Here is a 19,779-nt window from a genome sequence, read left to right on the forward strand (position 1 = left end):
GTCGTTCTCTCTCTCAAGAGCGGAACACACGAGTTGGCAGGCAACCAATCCGGCTTGCGTGTTCTCATGCGGTCAGCCCTCACGAGTATTGCCGCAAAGGCCGTGCCAGCACGCTTAGTGCCCGTTAACTCCATGGTTACCCCTTTGAAACCTCATAGGCCCAGTTGGCCAGCTGTCTTCGACCCGACAAGTTTCTGCCGGCTGTAAGTTTTTGGACACCGCAACCACTCCTGCGTAAGAAACCGAACAGCTTGGCTCTCTTCTGCGGTCAAATGGCTCGGCTCCTCCAGCAGCAGCATTTCGGCGCCGTTCGAAAGGGCGGGGCTAGCTCCGCGACTGGCTCCCGCGTGCAACGACTGAGTGCCGCCCGGTTACGGTTGAGCTTTTCTGCTAAAGCCGTTGTCGATGAGGCCCAGCGTCGAGTGCGAGCTGCCGACGGACAGCGCGAATGCTGCTTCGCGGGGACACGGATGCCGCATCCACCCCGCTCTTCGCTGCAGCGAAGGCGGACAGCATTCCTCGGCCCCTCCCGCTGGTGATCAGTAGCCGTAGGTCATATCCCGCTGCCCATTTCTTCCGCCACGGGGTGCGGCCAGTTGTCGACGGGGGCAGGTCTGATGAAGCCGGCATGCTCGCGGTTCGCCTGCGGCACGCGTCCCAGAAGGCTGTCGAGGATGCGACGCGCTCGCCAGGCCAGCAGGCCTAGATTTGGATCAGCCAGCCCGCGCTGCCCGAGGGTCGCGCTCTGTACGAAGATGCGCCTTTCAGGCGGTCCGTCCCAGCACACGGAAAAATCTTCGCGGATAGCCAATTCGTTGTCGCTCTTTTCCAGCCGGCAGGCCATCGGCTCCAAGAAGTCTGGCAACGCGTTCTCGTAACCGGTGGCCAGGATGACGATGTCGGCCGTGACTTCTTCGAGCTCACTCCTGCCGCGGCGCAGGGTCAGCCTGTGACCCGCGCCGGCGTTGACGCAGTGCGAGACGGTGCAGCCCGGCCGCAGTGTGATTTCGCAGTGGCTTGGCTCCAAAAACGCGTGCCGGTATAGCGCTTGATAAATCGCGCTCAACGTCTCTTCCGAAATGCCGTCGGAAGCAAGCACGAAACGCCTCAGGTACAGTTTGCGCTGCGACTCGCTCATTGCCGCCAAGCGATCCGAAGAGCACGCTATGAACAACTCGTTTGTAAACGGGCTGTTGTCGATGGGCTGATAGTTTTCGCCCTCCGAGACCCAAGTGATCGATCGAGGCCGCCGCTCTTTTGGCAGGCCGACGAGGTGTAATAGCACCTCCGCTCCCAACTGGCCTCCACCAACCACGCAAACGTCCTTTTTCCAATCCTCAGGATGGATGCGCGGTAAATCCGATAAGTGGAACAGGTTGCGCCCGGTCCAGCCCTGAAACTGAGACGGAATCCGCGGCTGCTTGCCGATGCCGATCACGAGGTCTCTGGCGCCACGAACTGCGTCGTCCGTCCACACCCGAAATTCGCCCTCGAAGCGGATTTCGCGCACAGTCTCGCCGCCGCAGACAAGCGGGTTCCGGTGGAAGGCCCAGTTCAGGTATTGCTCAAACTCAGCTCTGAGCACGGCCTCGAACTGTGCGTTCAGGAAGTGGAATAGACGCCCGTTCTCGTATAGATAGTTTGCGAAAGTGTAGGCTGATCGCGGGTTCACCAGCGTGACCAGATCCTTGAGGTGGTTGACCTGGGGTTCCGGCGAATCCAATGCGCTGCCGGGGTGCCACCGGAAGTCGACCTGCCGATCCAAGAACAGTGCCCCTCGACCGATCTGCTCGTGTATCTGACACGCAAGGCTGAGATTAGGCGGTCCAGCACCCACCCCAATGCAAGAGATGTCCACTTGTCCTGCTCCTATAGATGTTTCCCAAACACGCGATGCTCGCGGCGAACATCGGCCATGGTCATTCGGCTTCCGCACTACGCGGCCATTCTCGACGCCGGTGCGGCTGGATTCGCTAGCGTTTGTCCCCGCGTTCGTGTGGTCGGCTGTGTGAGGCCCAGGGATCCAGCCAAGTGATGAGATCGACACTCATGTCGGGACGTGGGGGCCGTGCGCGGGATCGACGTTTCCACCCGCTTCGATGATAGCGTCTCGCTCAGCGGATGCTTACCGACCTTATTCGGCGTGTGAAGCGGGCGCAGTCGCTCGCCTCCAAGGTGATGCGCCCACTTCTGACCGGTTGTGGATCAGCCGAAGCGCGGTCCCAGTGCGGCAACAGCATTCTTCAGTGACCCTGACCATAGGAGGACATCCTTCTGATGTGTTCAGAAGATTCCCTGCATCGAACGTGCCAGAAGGAAAATTGATCAAAACAACTGGCAGCAGGTTTGTGATCGTGTCGGCTATCCGACGTTGAGGTGGGAAACCTTGCACCGGCGGCAGATTTGTCCCGGTGCTCTTACCGGTAAGCTAACAGGGTAGCTCCGATCCCGAATAAATGTTCGCTTAGCCTGATCATGGCAGGACGTGCGCTGATGTGTTCGGAATGTTCCCTCAATCGACGTGCCAGGAGGAAACTTTGATGGAACCAACTGACAGCGGGTTTGTGATCGTGTCGAGTATCCGACGTTGAACGGCAGGCCTTGAAGGTTTGCACTTTGTCGCCCTTCGGAACAGCACCAGCTTGACCAACTCTAGCGTTTTTTTCAGATGGGCGCCGTCCGGGGAATCCGGTAATGTCTCATGTGTCATGCGACGTGGATCTCTCCCATGATGATCTGATAGGCATAGCATTCTTACGTCGCATGACGCTCCCATTAGCACTCGACTAAGGTGCGCGCGGCAGCTTCTTCGCGCGCCAGCACAAGCTCCCTTCGTCGAGGTCAATGCCGATGACGTGGGCCATTCGTCCGACCGCTGCGCTCGAGCTTACATCTCCGCCGGCGCAGCCGCCGTCGATTACGGTGGAAGCCGACAGCGGCTCGAGGCGATCAGCAGCGATTGCGTTGAAGACGCCAGCACACGCCAAATCGCGGCAAGGAGCGCGCGGCCACCAGGTCGGAACGTTGTTCCTGGCCAGACAATCCTCGTCGCGCGATTGGTTCAGTAAGGTATCGTCATCGAGATAGCGGCTGCAGTTCGTTCATGCATCTCATACGCCAAGACCGCTTTGCACCCTCGGGTCCAACCCACGATCCGGCTTCGGCGACATCCATTGCGCCCTTAAGTCCGCAGCGAAGCGTGGCGGCATACCGTTTGAGATAGCTCACCTTCGCCGAAAATCCGTCCGGAGTGTTGAGAAGCTCGCGCACGGCATCGGATTTGGAGGAATGCAGATCGTCTGCCGGTCGCGCCGAACGGGTCCGCCGGTCGCGAGCACAAATGATCAGGCTCGTGACGCTGCGGGATGGATCCAGGAAGCGAGCGACGAAATTGAGTGATGAACCCTAGGCATCAGAAGGAGGACGCCGCTCCACCTTCCGCCTTGCGCATGACCTGGAGAGATTTCCGGTGGGCGTCGCCTCCCGAGCAACGCTTTTTCATGTCCGTTACTCTCCGTAAAATAGATTGTTTCGATGGAGCCCATCTACGATGTGAATGCGTGCGCCTCGCATGCGATCAACAACCGAACCCCAGAGCTCCATAACGAATGCCTGCGCAACTCGCCTGCAAACTCGACGCCCGATCTACTTATGAGAAACCGTACGATCGGCGATGCCGATCATCCCAATCGGAACTGCCCCACGTGGCACGGGCGAGCCAGTCGATTGAGAGATGACTGGCCTGCTTTGCAGCTGCGGTAGGTGGCCAATCCGGCAGCGTGCTGTTTCTGACTGGCCGTCCAGCCGCGCTTATAGGTTTCGTCTGTTCAACGGCCGCGCGGCAATCGCCGATCGACATCACGGGCGCGGTGAAGGTGGATACTGCGCACATGCGCTAGGTGGGCACAAGGACCGCGGAAGAGATGAACAAGAGCCACACCAATTCAAGTCGAGCTGACGCAAGGCAGCAGCTGATCGATCCGACTGACGATCTCAAGCTCATGTAGCGCGCTGGAGTGGCGGTCTTTGCCTCGGCGCCCGTACCATCGGCGCACCACTGCGCACGCTGACAAGCCGGAGTGGCCGGTGACCGGACGGGTTCGCCTTCTAGTGAAAAACCGTCTTTCACTTTGATCGAGCGGGATTCTGCGTTGCGCGATTTGTGTCCGGTCTGGTTCGGTTCTTAGTCGCACGCGATGGCCCGCATTCATACGGTAGATGCACTTCATCGAAACTATCGATTTTACGATGCGTAACGACCATGAAAAACGCTGCTCGGAACCTTCTGAGGACGATCAGCTGCATGAAGTACCGAGCGGATATCAGCGGTCTGCGGGCCGTCGCCGTTGTTCCGGTTGTCCTGTATCACGCTGGTTTTTCAGCGGTCAGCGGCGGGTTCGTTGGGGTCGACGTCTTCTTTGTGATCTCCGGCTTCCTGATAACGTCTGACATCATCGAGCGCACCGACAGGGGCGAATTCTCGCTGCTGGACTTCTATCACCGCCGGGTCCGACGGATTTTTCCTGCCCTGTTCGCGATGCTGGCCGCATGTTTTGCGATGGGGTGGTTTGTGCTGCCGCCGGGTGAGTTCATCGGCTTCGGCAACAGCGCCATTGCCGCTGCGATTTCCGCCAGCAACTTCTTTTTTTACGTCAACACCAACTATTTCACTGAAGCCGCGACCTCGCTCCCTCTCCTGCACACATGGTCGCTGGCCGTCGAGGAGCAGTTTTATTTCCTTTGGCCTCTGGTGGTCATACTCATGATGCGATGGCTGAGACCGTGGGCGGCAGTCATCGTCGCGGCGCTGGGCATCATCTCCATCACCGCCGCTCAGCACTGGCTTCAGAGCGATCCGCCCTTTGTATTCTACATGCTTCCGACACGCGCTTGGGAACTGCTCACGGGCGGGCTGATCGCGCTGCCTGCTGCTAAGGCAATGAGGCCAACCCGAACGATTGCGGAACTCCTCGCTGCCTCAGGTCTGGCGCTCATCACCGCTTCACTCTTCCTGCTCAATCAGGATACGCCATTTCCCGGCCTATACGCGCTTGCTCCTTGCATTGGAGCGGCGCTCATCATCGCGGCCGGCTTTCACCGCGACACGATGGTTTCGAAAGCGCTGTCGATCAAGCCTGCCGCCTTCATCGGGCTCACATCCTACTCGCTTTACCTCTGGCACTGGCCGTTGCTGGTCTTTGCAGGCATCTATCGGAATCGCGAATTGTTCGTCTCTGAACGTGTCGCGGTCGTACTCGCCGCACTGCTCGCGTCAGCACTCTCCTGGCGCTTTGTCGAGCGCCCGTTTCGCCGGAGGGCCACAGGCTGGAAGTGGATGGTACCGACCGCCGGCACAATGGCCGGCGTCTGCTGTCTATCCCTGGCTATCATCTACAGCTCCGGCTTCCCAAGCCGGGGTCCTGACGACGGTCCTTCTGTTCAAGCGCTCAGAGCGGAAAGAGCCAAGTTCGAATCCTCTTCCTGCCTCCAGCGTGGCGGGCTCATTCCCAAGACGGGCGAATGCATCCTCGGCTTCGGCAATATCGCTCCGAGGGTCGTTTTGTGGGGCGATTCTCAGGCTGCCCATCTTGCCTCTGCTTTAGACGAGGCGGCCCGGACGACAGGCGTGCGCGTCAGACAGATCACAAAGGCGGGGTGCGCTCCTTTTCCCGACATGACGATGCTTCCCGCCAGTCCCTTGAGAGCGGATTGCCCGGCCTTCAATGCGTCCGCGCTCCAATCGGTGCTTGCCGATCCCAACATCACACTCGTGATCCTGGCAGGCCGCTGGAACGCCTACTCGGGGCGTGGAGGCAGCTTCCTCTCGACAGACGGAAGCTGGCCTTCGCAGGAGACTTCCAATGCCAACTTCACGTCCGCGATAGAACAGACCGCTGCCTCACTGGCGGCCCATGGCATCAAGACCGCCGTGGTTGGACCCACGCCGGAACCATCCATCGATGTGCTGACTTGCCTCGTCCGTGCCGACTTCATGAAGGGCGACGCGCCGTGCTCTACCATGCCGGCCGAGATGTCCTGGCAGAACAATCGAATGCTCGCGGATCTGCTGCCGCGAACCGTACAGTTCATTCCCATAGTCCCAGCTCTGTGTGGGCAGCAAAACTGCCCGCTGAGATCAGGTGAAGACGTCTTCTACCTTGACGCGATCCACCTTTCGCCGGCGAGCCGGCATATCCTTGCCCCTATTTTCGCCAAGCTCATCTCTTCGTCAGCCATGAATTCGGCTAAGGCAGGCTTTCCGGGGCAGTGAGGATCGCACACTGCTTCCGTCCGGCGCCAGCTAAAGGTCATCACGAGCTGCGGCGAAAGCCCTACCTTAAGTTGCCTGAGGGCACTCGTCTTGAGTTATATGAAGCTGCAATTGCCCTCGACATGGGGCAGCCGGGAACAATGGCAGCCTATGCCTGGCGCTGCAAAGAGCATTGCCTTGAGCGAACGGCTGTGCTGGCCGCAGCAATAGGTCCTAACTCGTCTACCAAGCTAACGACTGTCTTTCTCAACTGAATTAAGCCAAGCTACCTTTCTCGTCTTGGGCCAATCTGCCGCGGCCGTGCTTCGATGAGCTCGAGCAGCGCCGCTGCACGGCCTTTGGGGCCGTCTCGGGCGAGAGTTCGACAAGCAACTCAAGACCGGAGCATTTTGTTCGGTCAGGCCTCGTGCACTGCCTCGAGGAGCTTCGCGCCGCCGCGATCTTTTTCCCGATATCTGAATAGTTCGCCCAAGTGAACTAAAGCTTCGAGCGGCATCGGTGCAACTCCCGAGCCGGTCAGCGCGCCAAAAACAGCGGCAATGTCGGCTTGTCAACAATCCATTTCGTTGCGCCGCCGAAGAGCCGCTCACGCAGGCGACGGCTGCCATAAGCGCCCATGACTATCATGTCGGCAGATGTATCGATTGCGTGCTGCGCAAGCACCTTGGCCGCCGATTTGCCAGCACTTGGCAACAGGTCAACCGACACCCGAGCACCGTGGCGCGTGAGATAGGCAGCAATATCGGCTCCAGGTTTCGCGCCGTACCCTTTGTGGTTCGCCTTCGGACCCACCAGGACAACACGAACTTCCTCAGCAGCGCATAGGAGACCCAGCGCTTCCCGAACGGCACGGGATGCCTCGAGTCGCGAATCCCAACCGACCAGGACGCGCCTTGGCCACAGGGTCGCCTCAGCGCGCTTGGGCACAATAAGCACCGGTTTTCCCGTATCAAATAAGCTGCCGTTGATGACGACAGGTCCGACAACACTGTCGTTGAGAAGTGCGGGGCCGACAATGGTCAGGTCGGCGCAGAGTGCCCGCTGTCGCACCACCTCCCCCACGCCAGTCAAATTGCAATAATCCGTATCGACATCATAGGAAAGGCACATTGCCCTCAGCAGTTCCTGGATCTTCTCGGAGCGTCTTTCCAGTCTGGGCACGTCCAGTGTAAATCTGTCTTGCCGAAACTGATTGTTCAATGTGGCCATTGCCTGTCCACGCCCCGTGGGCCACTCGGGGACACCATCTCTCATCGGCCGATATGACAAAACGAGCATCAGAGCCGGTATTATCCGTACGGAAAGATGCGCACCGACTTCAGCACACAAGCCGGCAGCAGTTTCGACGTCATGATCGGAATGGTCTGCGTCCGTCACACAGAGTACGCTTTTAAAACCCATTTGCCTGCTTCTTCCTGAGTATCTCGTTTAGTCTAGCGGCAGGCCGCAACACCGACTCACAGCGCGAGGGAAAGGGAGTGGCACTACACCTCAACTGATTCAGCCGTCCGGCATCTGGAGCGAGTAGCCGGCCGACCTGACAGTGAGAATGCCGCCGCCGGGCCAAGCCTTCTTGAGGGCTGTTCTGATCCGGCTGACATGGACATCGACGGTGCGTGGTTCGACATGGATGTTTTTCTCCCAAGCCGTGCCGATAAGCTCCTTCCGGCTGAAGACCTTGCCGGGAGCCTCCATCATAAGCAGCAGCACGTTGAACTCGATGACTCCGAGGTGAATGTCGTGGCCATTGCCGCGAATCCGGCGGGCATCCACCTTCATCTCGAGGTCACCAAAGGTGAGCCAGCCGCCGTTTTCAACGCCATGTGCGCCCCGCTTCGGCAGCGCCAGCCTCGCCCGTAGAAAGTCGAGCAGGTTGGCCGGGACGATCGGCCGCACAAATCTCTCGTCAATGCGAGCCTTGAGGAGATCGAGGTGCTGGTCCTCGGCACCCGGCGCGATCAGGGCAATAACGGTAAGGTCGGCGGTCCGGGGCTCCCCCTTGAGCCGGGCGCAGATTGGGGCCCCGGTTATGCTCGCCGGACCGCAGTCCAGCACGACGGCCTGGAATTCGCGTTCGTCGGCCAATGCAAGCACTTCCTTGGCGCTCCTTACCGGCTCAGTGGCGAAGCCGTCCACCTCCAGTATGTGGCTGAGCAACAGATAAAGCTCGGCATCTTGCGAACAGATCAGGATGAGTGGCTTCATCGGTGTTACTTCAGGAGCTTGATCCGCCTGGACGGCGTCGGCTGCGACGGTTGGCCATCGCGGCTGCTGAAGATTGTCATGGCCCCTGGGCTCGAAACCTGCTTCATCACGCACGCGCCACCTCGGGATAGGTTTCGATGGCTGCGATTGCGTCGCTGACCAGCTTCGTGCCGGCCCCGGCGAGCTTCCGCAACGTCTCGAAGCCGAACCGGTGGACGTCGCGCAGCGTCTTCGACAGAGCGACCAGCCGCCCAGTCGTGAAAAGCACGCGCCCAAAGCCTTCACGGCTCAGCTCCATGATCGGCGATGCCATCAGGCCGCAGCGCTCCTCGATCGCAAGCCCAATGGCGGTGTAGAACATATCTAGCCTCCACAGGACGTCCGGGTCGGGATCGCCTATGATCGGGATCGCACGGCGCTGTTGCTTGGTGATGATGAAGGCGGCCAGCAGTTCGCGGTCCGCTTTGCCTTCCCACGCGCCGTAGGAGTCCTGAGCACGTATTAGCCGCACGAGGCATTTGAGAAACGGGCTGGCAAGCGCCACCTCGTCCTCATCGACAGCAAGGCTAAGGGCAGGGTCGAACATTTCGCCTCCTCATTTCAGTCCTCGTCTTCAAAGGACGGCTTCTGTTTCGCGACGCCTGCCTCAGCCAGGACCTTGCGCAGCCAAGGTGGAGGGCAGGTCCTGAGCATCAGCTGCGTGCGAACCAGCACCTCTTGGATGCTCTGAGTATGCCGCACCTTGATCGGATGGATTTTTGCCGAAACAAGCTTGGCTGCCGAAGGTCCACCGATCGCCAGGCAAAACAGGAGGTGGCAGCCCTTCAGCGCTTTTATCTTCGGTGTGATGCGGTCATCCCTCTCGGAGTGATGTTTCCCACTTTCGTCGGAGACGTCGTCGAACTCGATGACTTCCACAAGCTCCCACTCCTCGCGCGTCATATCGTAGATGACAAAGCGCTTGGCCGACCCGAAATGGGCGTTGAGTTGCTTGACGTCCTGGGTAGCGATTGCCACCCGCAAAGCGCCTGCTTGTCGTTCACGCATCGGACGGTGAACCTCGTCAGTGACGAGTGAGAAGCGACGCATCGGGCTCACCTGGCGTTTGGCGTTTGCGGAATGGATCGAGCTCATCAGGCGTCGGCGCACGCCGGCCGGCCTGGAACAGGTTGGCAACCTCGAAGACCAGGTCACGGGTCCCTTGATAGAGGATCGAGAGCCTGTGCTGGCTGCCAAGCCGGTCGAAGACGGGGAAGCCGATGCGCATAAGCGGAATGCCAAGGCGTTTCGAGGCCTGGCGTCCATGTGAATGGGTGACCAGAAGATCAGCGCCGCTTGCAAGTGATTCCAGATCGCCGAGATCGCCGACCTGAATCGACTCCGCCGGTACCTTTTCCAGAATTTTCGACATACCGGTCGTCGTGACGGCCGCCGTGATTGCGCAGCCCATGTCGACGAAGAACGCTCCGAATTGATAGAGTTGGTCTGGTTCAGCAGCGATCGCAATTTTCTTGCCTCCGAAGTGGAAATGTCCGTCGAGCAACGCATCTTGCAGTTGCGCCCGCCGACGGCGGACGCTTGCCGGCACAGGCTGGCCAGAAATAGCCGACAGCAGCGAAACGAACTGATCGGCGCCCTTCAATCCGGTCAGCGACTGAAACAGCACGTAAGGCACGCCGGTCGCCTTGTAGAGAACCTCGGCCGGGCGGCGCATATGCTCGCCGATCGCGATGCAGTGCTCGGCCGTGCCGAGCTCGCGGATATCCTCGATGCTCGTTCCGCCATAGGTGGTGGGGACCCAGTGGTCTGGCACGGTACCGTCGAGCGAGCCTGAAAGGTCTGGCAAGATCACCGATTGCAGGCCAAAGCTTTCGACCATCTCGCGCAAATGCTCGAGGTCAGCCACGGTGAGGTTCCAGCCAGGAAGGATCGCGATCTTCTTTGACTGCCGCGCCCGCTCCCCAGGCTTTGTAATGCCTTCGATCATGGCGGTGACAGCCTTGGCCCAGCCCTCTTCAAGGGCGCCGGCGAAATCCGGCGTGTTGGCCAGCACGATCTCGGTACCCGCGAGTTCTTCCGCCCGTCTCAGCCTGATGTCCGAAATGTCGCCTGCGCAATCCTCGCCACGGGTTTCCACCAGGGCCGTGGTGCAGACCCCAATCAGCTTTGGCGTCGTGCGGGTCTTGAGGTTGAAGATCGCCTCTTCCAGATTGTCCGACCCGCCGAGGATGATTGTTATTTCATCCATCGCGGTCGTCTGTAGGGGAATCGTTTCCTTGAAATGCCGCACGAACAGCACGAGGGCAAAGCTGGTGCAGCCCTGGGCGCCGTGGAACAGCGGCACTGCGCCGTCAATGCCGAGAAACGCCAAGGCGGCACCAAGCGGCTGTGACGATTTCAGCGGGTTGATCGCGGCTGATTTTGTCTGGGGAAGGATACGCGTCATCGGATCTCCTCAGCACTCACGCAAATCGTCGGCGCCTTGCCGGCGGTTTCCTGGACAGCGTGCAGGTTCTCGGCGTCGTCGCTTGGGCCCGGCAGTGCGTCGTACCCATGGATCGGACCATCCCACGGGGGTCGCTCGCGCACCTGGCGCCAGATCGGGTTGTGAATGGCGAGGTCGATCTGGCGTACGAGTTCCACCATGCCGTCATAACCGGCGTAAGGGTGCTGGCGCTCCTGGTTGATGTCGAGCCAGGGCATCTTGGCCTTCAGCGCGACGAATTGCGTGCGCCCACCCGAGAGCATGATATCGGCCTTGCCTCCAGAGAGGATGGCGTAAAGGTCGCGCGCTGACATCTGCTCGAACGTATCGTTGTCGTCCTTGAGCATCTGTTTGATGCGCACCTTGTCTTCGAGCGTGGATTTCTTGACCGAGGTGCCCACGATCTCCATGCCGATCTCCACCAGCGCATGGACGAGCGACCAGGACTTCACACCACCGGTGTTGAGCAGCACGCGCTTGCCTTGGAGCCGCGGCCGGTAGGCTTCGAGCTTCTTCCATGCAATCGCCTCCTGCTGGGCGATCAGCCTCTCCGTGCGGTCCAGGATCTCCGGATCGGCCCCCTTCCTCACCAGGAGCTCAGCAATGTTGCGGAGTGCTTCCGACGTATCCGAGATGCCATAGAAAGAGCCCTCGAAGAACGGGATGTCCCAGCGCTCGTCCATCTTGCGGGCTAGAGTGATGAGGGCCGTCGAGCACACCACCATGGCCGCCCGGGCGCTGTGCGCGGAAGCTACGTCGCGATAGCGCGCGTCGCCCGGAATGCAGGCGCGAACCCGGATCCCGAGCCGATCCAGGAGCGGCTTGACCAGCCAGAATTCGCCGGAAAGGTTGAATTCACCAAGGACGTTGATGTCATACGGGCCGGCGTCGTCGGGTTCCACCGTGCCGATGACATGGTCGAGCAACGCCTCCGCGGCAAGCTTGTTGCCCAGGTTCTTGGAGCCAGCCAGGCCCGGCGCGTTGACGGGAACCACGGCCAGGCCGAACTTTTCGGCGGCGCGTTTGCAGACGGCCTCGATATCGTCGCCGATGAGCGCCGTCACGCAGGTCGAATAGACAAAGACTGCTGCGGGCGCATAGGCTTCCTTGATTTCGCGGATCGCCTTGAAGAGCTTCCGCTCGCCCCGCCCCATCACCACATCGAGTTCGGTAAGATCGGTCGTGAAGCTTGTGCGCCACAAGGTTGGCCCGGACGAAGCTGCACCGCGGTTGTCCCAGGAATTTCCCTCGCAGGCGAGCGGCGCATGCACCAGGTGGGCAACGTCAGTGATCGGCTGCAGGACGATCTTGGCCCCGTCAAACGCGCAGCCGCCCGCTGCCGCTCCCGGCGTCAGCGGCCGTGCGCAGCCTTCCTTGCGCGCCCTGACGTCCTTGCCACGGTTCTTGTCGCATGCAGGCTCGTCGAAAACGTCCTGGATCTTGGCACTGAGCGAGGTCATTGCGTCAGTCTCCAAAGTCCATTCGGGCAATGAACAGCCTGGGCGAAAAGCTGGCCGTGTGCTTTAGCGGGTGAGGTCATAGGAATAGTCCGTCACGCCCGTCTGGCTCGTCTCGCGATCGAGCTTGTCGAAGATCTTGTCGAGGATCGTGGTCAGCACGCGTAACCCGCCCTGGTAGCCCATGAGCGCAAAGCGATGGTGATGGTGCCGGTCGAAGATTGGAAACGTCAGGCGGATCAGCGGCGTGCCGGTGTCGCGCTCCAGATACTTGCCATAGGAATTGCCGATCAGCAGGTCCACCGGCTCGGTGAAGAGAAGCGATCGCAGCGCCCAAAGGTCCTTACCCGCCCAGACCTGAGCGTCCATGCCGAAGGGCGAGGCGTCAAGCAGTTCCTGCAACTCGGCTTGCCAGGCCGAGGAGCCGTTGGTTGCCAGGCAATGTGTCGGCTCGCCGCCGGTCTCCATGACGAAGCGGGCCATGGCGTACACGAAGTCCGGGTCGCCGTAGATCGCGTATTTCTTGCCGTGCAGCCAGGATTGGCTGTCGGCCATGGCATCAACCAGTCGGCCGCGCTCCAGTCGGATTGCCTCGGGGATTTCCTTGCCGGAAAGCGCCGACACCTTCATCAGCAATTCGTCGGTCGCCTGGACGCCCAGCGGATAATGGAAGGAAGCCGTGGCCTGCCCAACTTGCCCGCAATAATCCAGCGTTTTTCGCGTGTTGTAGTGCTGGAGCGAAAGCGTTGCCTCGGCGTCAAGTGCCCCCCTCACCTCTTCGATCTTGGTGCCGCCGTCATACATGCGGTATTCCCCGTCCGATGGCGTGTCGAACTGGTCAGAGGCGTCCTGGATGAAGGTGTAGGACACACCCATCATATCGAGCAGGCGTTTGAGTTCCCGGTTGTTGCCGACGCAGAAGCCGTCGAAGCCCGGAATGAGGTTGATGGTTCCCTTGGTTTCCGTGCGCTCCTGGCCTTTCCAGAAGTGCTCTAGAATGCCCTTCAGCATGCCGTCATAGCCGTCGACATGGCTACCGACGAAGGCCGGCGTGTGGGCGAAGGGCACGTCAAAGTCGCGCGGCACCGACTTTTCGTCTTTGGCGTTCTCGATGAAGCTGTGCAGGTCGTCGCCAATGACCTCCGCCATACAAGTCGTCGAGACTGCGATCATCTTCGGGTCGTAAAGCTGGTAGGTGTTGGCGAGCCCATCGACCAGGTTCTTCAGGCCCCCGAATACTGCCGCATCCTCGGTCATCGAGGAGGAAACCGCCGAAGCAGGCTCCTTGAAATGGCGCGATAGATGAGAGCGGTAGTAGGCCACGCAGCCCTGGCTACCGTGGACGAAGGACATGGTCCGCTCGAAGCCCGCGGCCGCGAACACAGCGCCGAGCGGCTGGCAGGCCTTGGCGGGATTGATCACAAGCGCTTGTCGGGCGAGGTTCTTTTCGCGGTATGCCCAGGTCTTGGTGAATTCACCCTGATCGGCAACGATCTGATCCGGGTGCGGACATTCGAAATTCAGCTTCTTCCCGGCGAGCATCTGCCTGTATTCCGGCTCGCGGAACAGCGGAGCGTGGTCGAGAATCTTTTCGGCCGACTGCGGCATTGGTATTACCTCTTTCCATCTGGCCGCGCCATACGGCAGCTCAGGTACGTGGAGACGTTTGCGGTTTCCCGAGGCTCACAAGCCGCGAGGGTTCATCGTCTCTCTGGGGAGACTAGGCCTGGGACAGGGCATCTATTCGGCAGCCATCGCCTGCCCACGGGACGGGCTTTGTTTCCAAGGTGCCTGGTAGAGGCCCCAGACCGGATTGTTGATCGCAAGATCCACGTCGCGCGCGAAAATGGCGAAGCCGTCATAGCCGTGATAAGGTCCCGAATAGTCCCAGGAGTGCATTTGACGGAACGGGATACCCATCTTCTGCACGGGGTATTTTTCCTTGATGCCAGAGCCAACCAGGTTGGGGCGAACTCCCTCGATGAACTTCTCCAACTCGTAGCCGGTAACGTCGTCATAGATCAGCGTGCCATTCTTTGCGTAATGGCCCGTGCGTTGATAGTCATCGTTGTGAGCGAACTCGTAGCCGGTGCCAACGATGATCATGCCGAGGTCTTCGTAAGCTGTGATGACGTGGCGGGGGCGCAGGCCGCCGACGTAGAGCATGACGGTATTGCCTTCGAGGCGTGGCCGGTACTTTGAGATGACCGCGTCGACAAGCGGTCTGTACTTGGCGATGACCTTCTCGACTTTCTCCTCGATTTCGGGGCCGAAATGCTTGGCTATTTTACGCAGGGAGGTCTCGATCTGGGACGGTCCGAAGAAATTGTACTCCATCCAGGCGACGCCATACTTTTCCTCCATATGCCGGCAGATGTAGTTCATAGACCGGTAGCAGTGGATGAGATTGAGCTTGGCCTTCGGGGCGCGCTCGATCTCGGCGAGTGTCGCGTCACCGGACCAGTTGCCGACCACGCGCAATCCTATCTCCTCAAGCAGGATGCGCGAGGCCCACGCGTCGCCGCCAATATTGTAGTCGCCGATCACGTTGACGTCGTAAGCACCGGCCTCGAAATCGACGTCCTTCTTGTCGAAGACCCAGTCGCGGATGGAGTCATTGGCGATATGGTGGCCGAGTGATTGCGAGACGCCGCGGAAGCCCTCGCAGCGCACCGGCACGATAGTCTTTTCGTACTCCTTGGCCTTCTTGCGAGAAACTGCCTCGGTGTCATCGCCAATGAGACCGATCGGGCATTCGGATTGCACCGTGATGCCGTTATTCAGCGGGAACAGTAGCTCGATCTCATCGATGATCTGTTCCAGTTTCTTGTCACCGCCGAAGACAATGTCTTTCTCCTGGAAATCGGATGTGAACTGCATTGTCCCGAACGTGTCGATGCCCGTTGTTCCGACGTAGTAGTTGCGGCGCTGTGACCAGGAATATTGGCCGCAACCGACGGGGCCGTGCGAGATATGGACCATATCCTTGACCGGACCCCAGACCACGCCCTTTGAGCCGGCATAGGCGCAGCCGCGTATGGTCATCACTCCCGGAATGGACTTGATGTTCGATTTGACGTCGCATTCGGAAAGGATCTCGTTTTCCCCGCCGGCCTGGTCCCCGCTCTTTGCGACGCTGAGATGCTTTTTGCGGCGCTTCGCCGCTTTGTCCGGATATTGCGATAGCACCTCCTCAATAAGCTTCGCATGGAGAGCACCATCATTCTCGTATTCCAGGCTCATGGGACCCCTTTCAAGGTGTCTGGTGACGCCTCACCGACGAGGCGCCGTTCTTTGCAAGGCGTGCCACCTCAAGGAGGGCGCCCAATATCGGTTACTGGGCTGCCGCCTTTGCCGCTTCCTTGGCCTGAAGCTCGGCAAGCATCTGCTCGTCGGTTTTCATGATGCCGAAATCGAGCAGCATGTCCTCGAGCTCCTCCATGGTAATCGGGGTCGGGATGGTACCCTGGCCAGAATTCGCATGGATCTTCTCAGCAAGCGCGCGGTATTCTCCGGCCTGCTTGGAGTCGGGCGCATATTGGATCACTGACATCTTTCTGAGCTCGGCGTGCTGGACGATGTTGTCGCGCGGCACGAAGTGGATGAGCTTGGAGTTGAGCCTGGAAGCCAGTGCTTCGGCCAGGTCAAGCTCACGGTCGGTCTGACGCTCGTTACAGATCAGTCCGCCGAGCCGAACACCGCCCGAATGTGCATATTTCAGGATGCCCTTGGCGATATTATTGGCGGCATAGAGCGCCATCATCTCCCCGGACATGACGATATAGATTTCCTGCGCCTTGCCCTCGCGGATCGGCATCGCGAAACCGCCGCAAACCACGTCCCCGAGCACGTCGTAGGAGACATAGTCGACATCGTCGTAGGCGCCGTTCTCCTCAAGGAAATTGATTGAGGTGATGACGCCGCGGCCGGCGCAGCCTACACCCGGCTCCGGGCCGCCGGACTCCACGCACTTGATGCCTCTGTAGCCTACCTTGAGCACGTCCTGAAGCTCGAGGTCTTCCACCGAACCTTCCTGTGCCGCGAGATGCAGGACAGTATCCTGAGCCTTCGAGTTCAGGATCAGGCGGGTGGAATCCGCTTTGGGGTCGCAGCCGACGATGAGGATTCGCTGCCCGAGGTCGACGAGAGCGGCGAGCGTATTTTGGGAGGTGGTGGACTTGCCGATGCCGCCCTTGCCGTAAAAGGCGATCTGACGCAGACGTGACATTAATAGGTTTCCTTCCTTGGTTTCATCCGTCGCGGCTGCCCGGGACACAAATGCCGATGGGCAGCTCTTGCCGCCTCACAACGAGGTCTCAAGTTTCGTGCCAACTTTTTCGAAGGACAGCCAAAGCGGGATTTTTCCTTTTGGCTCTAGCTAGTTAGCTTGTGCGCTAACAAGTGCTCGCTGGCAGATAGATTATTGTTGGAACAAGCCGTGTAGCGGACCCGACAATGCCCGACACAAAACGTCAGGTTCGAGCCACCGGAAATGGTCCTTTCAGTCAGAGCCGGTTTTTGGCTGCTTAAAGGCGGCGGTCATAGCGACCGGCTCGCGTCGTCCCGTCACGGAACATCAGACATCCGGGCTCGGAACTGCTGGCGCGCATGGCTGGTTCGAGACGGACGCCGAGGTCGGCATAGAACAGCCTGATGAGACGTCTGCCGACGATGACACCCCCGTCGGGCACGGAGAACCGGCACCGAAATTGCACGCCCTACTGTCACAAGATGTCGGGCAGCGATGGCGCGCTTCTGCCTTTAGTTCGGGTCATCGCAGCCAACCCATGTTGGGCGAGGATGTTCATGACCGAATCGGCGACGGGTCTTATCGAGACTGTTCTGCACGGCCCAGAAACGCCGGATCGACTATCTCCTCCCGCATGGGGTGCGGTCATTTCGCTTGCTTTGGGCACCTTCGGGCTGGTGGCGGCAGAGTGTCTGCCAGCCAGCGTGCTGACGCTGATAGCGCGCGATCTCGGCATCTCAGTGGATGCGGCTGGATATGCGATCACAGCGACGGGCATTGCTGCGGCGATCTCAGCGCCGACGATGGCCATTATTGCAAAGCGCCTGGACCGCAGGACCGTCCTGTGGGCAATGATGCTGCTTCAGATCCTGTCCAACCTTCTGGTGGCAGTCGGGTCGTCGCTGCCGGTTTTGCTGGCAGCACGCGTTATGCTCGGCATTGCGCTCGGAGGCTTCTGGTCGATTTCGGCATCGCTGGCGATACGGCTCGTTCCAAATCATCTTCTGCCGCGCGCCATGTCAATCATCCTCGCCGGCGTTTCGGTCGCTCTCGTATGCGTGCCTGCATTCGGCGCCGTCGTCGGCGGCAGCTTGGGATGGCGAGTGGCCTTCACGCTCACCGCAGTGCTTAATGCTGTTACGCTGCTGGTGCTGCTTTTAACGATGCCGACGCTGCCTCCGGTTGAAATGGCTGGATTCCGCAGTCTGCTGGATGCGGCCAAAGATCCGACCATAAAGGTCGCACTTTTGGTCGTACTGCTGGTCGCTTCTGGGCACTTCACCAGCTTCAGCTATATTCGGGTCTTCCTCGAGACGACTCCCAAGCTCGGTACCAACGGGATCTGGATATTGTTGCTCCTTTCTGGCATAAGCGGCTTCTTCGGCAGTTTTGCCGGAGCATTCCTGGCCAAACACAGTCTCAAGGCAGTCGCGGCCCTGCCATCCTTCCTTATGGCGATAGCCGCTGTCTCGTTGCTGAAGTTTGGAGCATCGACCTTTGCCTCGGCGATTGCGGTTTCCGTATGGGGCTTTGCCTTCGGCGCGGTGCCGGTGGGGTTGCAGACTTGGATACTGCTGCGTGCGGTTCCCGAGCAGGCCGAAAGCGCCGCCGTGCTGATGACCTCAACGTTCCAGGTAGCCATCGCAGCCGGCGCGATTTTCGGCGGACTGCTGCTGAAGGATCCCGACCACGTCACGGGTGTCTTTGCCTACACCGCAATTGCCACATTGCTCGCGGCACTCACAGTGTTCGTATTCGACCCGAAACACGCAACCTAACCGCCTGGTGGGAGAGAAGCTCGCCGTCGAGGTGGACTCGCACCAGCCGCGCGACGCGGTCTGCGCACGATACTTTTTCGATCCAGGCCTTCGTCTCGCCTAGGATGGCCGCCTGGATCGCGGTACTGCCTCTTCCACGTCGGCTCTTCAACGGGCATGGACCAGCGCCGGTGCCTTGCCGGCCTGCACCGAGACTACAGCGAGCGATCAGCGCTCGGCCGGGCGGACTTGGTCAGGTTGCGCAGCCCATCTTCGCCGACATCGATGTCCTGATATTGCAAGGGTGTCAGCGCAACGACGGTCTCACCTCTCGAATGACTATGTCCGACAACTTCATGGCAACGACCTCGTCCCGCTGGTGGACGCCGACGAGCTTGGGAGATAAGGGCGCAATCTGCTCTTCAACCGTTTGAACGTCGGGCACAAATGGGCAGCAAACTTTTTCGGCGCGAGCTAGCGAGACCCGTCAAATCATCGGTTTTGAAATGCCGATTTAGTGCCTGCCAGGCATAGCGATCGAATGGATCACAGAAATCCTTTCAGTTGAGTTGGAGCGGAAGATCAATGCGCTCCTGCATCAAGCCTCGCTAGGGGCAGCCGAGGCTCTCCTCGAAATTTGCAGACGTCCCACTGACAAGATTGTTGGCTATTTGCGTGCCCGGTTGGCGCTCCGTTGCGTTCTGCCGGTTCCCGCAAACAGCGGACGCTTCTTGGCGACCTTTGGGTCGGCTTTGCGACAATTCTAGTCCAGTTTCCGACACAATGGATTTCGATAGGGACGCTCGGCGAGAGGAACACCATGCGTGTAAAGATCGTAGCCGAGTCGAAAGCGATCCTTATCGAATCCGGATCGTGGCGCTGCCGGCCTGCGTTCACGTTAGTCGCACGTAAAAACACGCCAGGGCAAACACACTGTGCAATCGCTGTGCCGGCCGATGCGGGGTATTGCCTGGGCTTGCCCTGTCTGGCCCGTCCTTTGCCAGCCGGCGCCGGACGGGTGAATACCCTCTCTACACAGGACTTTTGTTCGGTGTGATGACGTGACGGCTCTGGCGCGCACCTCCGGTTGGCGAAGACGTCGTACCGAAGCGATAGCGCTGGTGCAGGAGCAGCTTCATTGGAAATGGCATGCCGCTTGCAGCCTTGTGCTTAGAGCCCATCAAACCAGGAAGAAGGTGACTACCATGGCTGACGCCCCAAGCTCCAAACGATGGACAAAGGCGACGGTGGCCGTCTTCGCTGAAGATCGGGACGTCGTCCGGTTCGGAGATCCGTCCTCCGAAGCGGCTTTGCAACTGGGGTCCGATGCCGAGACGCCAGATGATGCTCGCGCA

General features: G+C 59.8%; 12 protein-coding genes. 2 read left to right on the forward strand and 10 right to left on the reverse strand.

What is annotated here, in order from left to right; translation table 11 throughout:
- Positions 1-553: 553 nt before the first annotated feature.
- Positions 554-2,047, reverse strand: a complete 1,494-nt coding sequence (locus FJ490_RS28585) for a SidA/IucD/PvdA family monooxygenase (RefSeq protein ID WP_224656172.1) — start codon at positions 2,045-2,047, stop codon at positions 554-556.
- Positions 2,048-4,303: 2,256 nt separating this feature from the next.
- On the opposite strand from FJ490_RS28585, the gene FJ490_RS28590 reads away from it, so the two are divergent.
- Entirely contained in the window at positions 4,304-6,271 is a 1,968-nt protein-coding gene (locus FJ490_RS28590) for an acyltransferase family protein (protein ID WP_064993569.1), read from the forward strand.
- A gap of 516 nt (positions 6,272-6,787) precedes the next feature.
- Here FJ490_RS28590 and FJ490_RS28595 read toward each other — a convergent pair.
- The 9 genes from FJ490_RS28595 to nifH form a co-directional block, all read right to left on the reverse strand.
- Positions 6,788-7,480 carry a universal stress protein gene (locus FJ490_RS28595; protein ID WP_224655972.1) on the reverse strand — a complete coding sequence of 231 codons (693 nt, stop codon included), beginning with the start codon at positions 7,478-7,480 and terminating at the stop codon, positions 6,788-6,790.
- 291 nt (positions 7,481-7,771) lie between these two features.
- Positions 7,772-8,590, reverse strand: coding sequence for a response regulator transcription factor (locus FJ490_RS28600; RefSeq protein ID WP_064993520.1), 819 nt, complete (start codon positions 8,588-8,590; stop codon positions 7,772-7,774).
- Positions 8,583-9,062, reverse strand: a complete 480-nt coding sequence (locus tag FJ490_RS28605) for a NifX-associated nitrogen fixation protein (RefSeq protein ID WP_064993521.1) — start codon at positions 9,060-9,062, stop codon at positions 8,583-8,585. Before FJ490_RS28605 ends, FJ490_RS28600 begins: the two co-directional genes overlap by 8 nt.
- A 14-nt stretch (positions 9,063-9,076) precedes the next feature.
- On the reverse strand, positions 9,077-9,574 hold the full coding sequence (gene nifX / locus FJ490_RS28610) for a nitrogen fixation protein NifX (protein WP_064993522.1): 498 nt from the start codon (positions 9,572-9,574) through the stop codon (positions 9,077-9,079).
- On the reverse strand, positions 9,540-10,922 hold the full coding sequence (gene nifN, locus FJ490_RS28615; protein WP_064993523.1) for a nitrogenase iron-molybdenum cofactor biosynthesis protein NifN: 1,383 nt from the start codon (positions 10,920-10,922) through the stop codon (positions 9,540-9,542). The genes nifX and nifN overlap by 35 nt, the downstream gene beginning before the upstream one ends.
- The gene (gene nifE, locus FJ490_RS28620; RefSeq protein ID WP_064993524.1) at positions 10,919-12,421 is read right to left on the reverse strand and encodes a nitrogenase iron-molybdenum cofactor biosynthesis protein NifE; all 1,503 of its coding nucleotides are present in this window, start codon (positions 12,419-12,421) and stop codon (positions 10,919-10,921) included. The genes nifN and nifE overlap by 4 nt, the downstream gene beginning before the upstream one ends.
- Positions 12,422-12,484: 63 nt before the next feature.
- Positions 12,485-14,026 (reverse strand): nitrogenase molybdenum-iron protein subunit beta, encoded by a 1,542-nt coding sequence (gene nifK, locus FJ490_RS28625; RefSeq protein WP_064993525.1) that lies wholly within the window; start codon positions 14,024-14,026, stop codon positions 12,485-12,487.
- Between the two features lie 132 nt (positions 14,027-14,158).
- The gene (gene nifD, locus FJ490_RS28630) at positions 14,159-15,661 is read right to left on the reverse strand and encodes a nitrogenase molybdenum-iron protein alpha chain (protein WP_064993526.1); all 1,503 of its coding nucleotides are present in this window, start codon (positions 15,659-15,661) and stop codon (positions 14,159-14,161) included.
- Positions 15,662-15,752: 91 nt separating this feature from the next.
- A complete protein-coding gene (gene nifH / locus FJ490_RS28635; RefSeq protein WP_064993527.1) occupies positions 15,753-16,646 on the reverse strand; it encodes a nitrogenase iron protein in 894 nt (297 codons plus the stop codon).
- 578 nt (positions 16,647-17,224) lie between these two features.
- On the opposite strand from nifH, the gene FJ490_RS28640 reads away from it, so the two are divergent.
- Complete coding sequence (locus tag FJ490_RS28640; RefSeq protein WP_064993570.1) at positions 17,225-18,445, forward strand: MFS transporter; 1,221 nt, start codon at positions 17,225-17,227, stop codon at positions 18,443-18,445.
- The last annotated feature ends 1,334 nt before the right edge of the window (positions 18,446-19,779 follow it).

Source organism: Mesorhizobium sp. B2-5-11, from assembly GCF_006440835.1.
Lineage (GTDB): Bacteria > Pseudomonadota > Alphaproteobacteria > Rhizobiales > Rhizobiaceae > Mesorhizobium.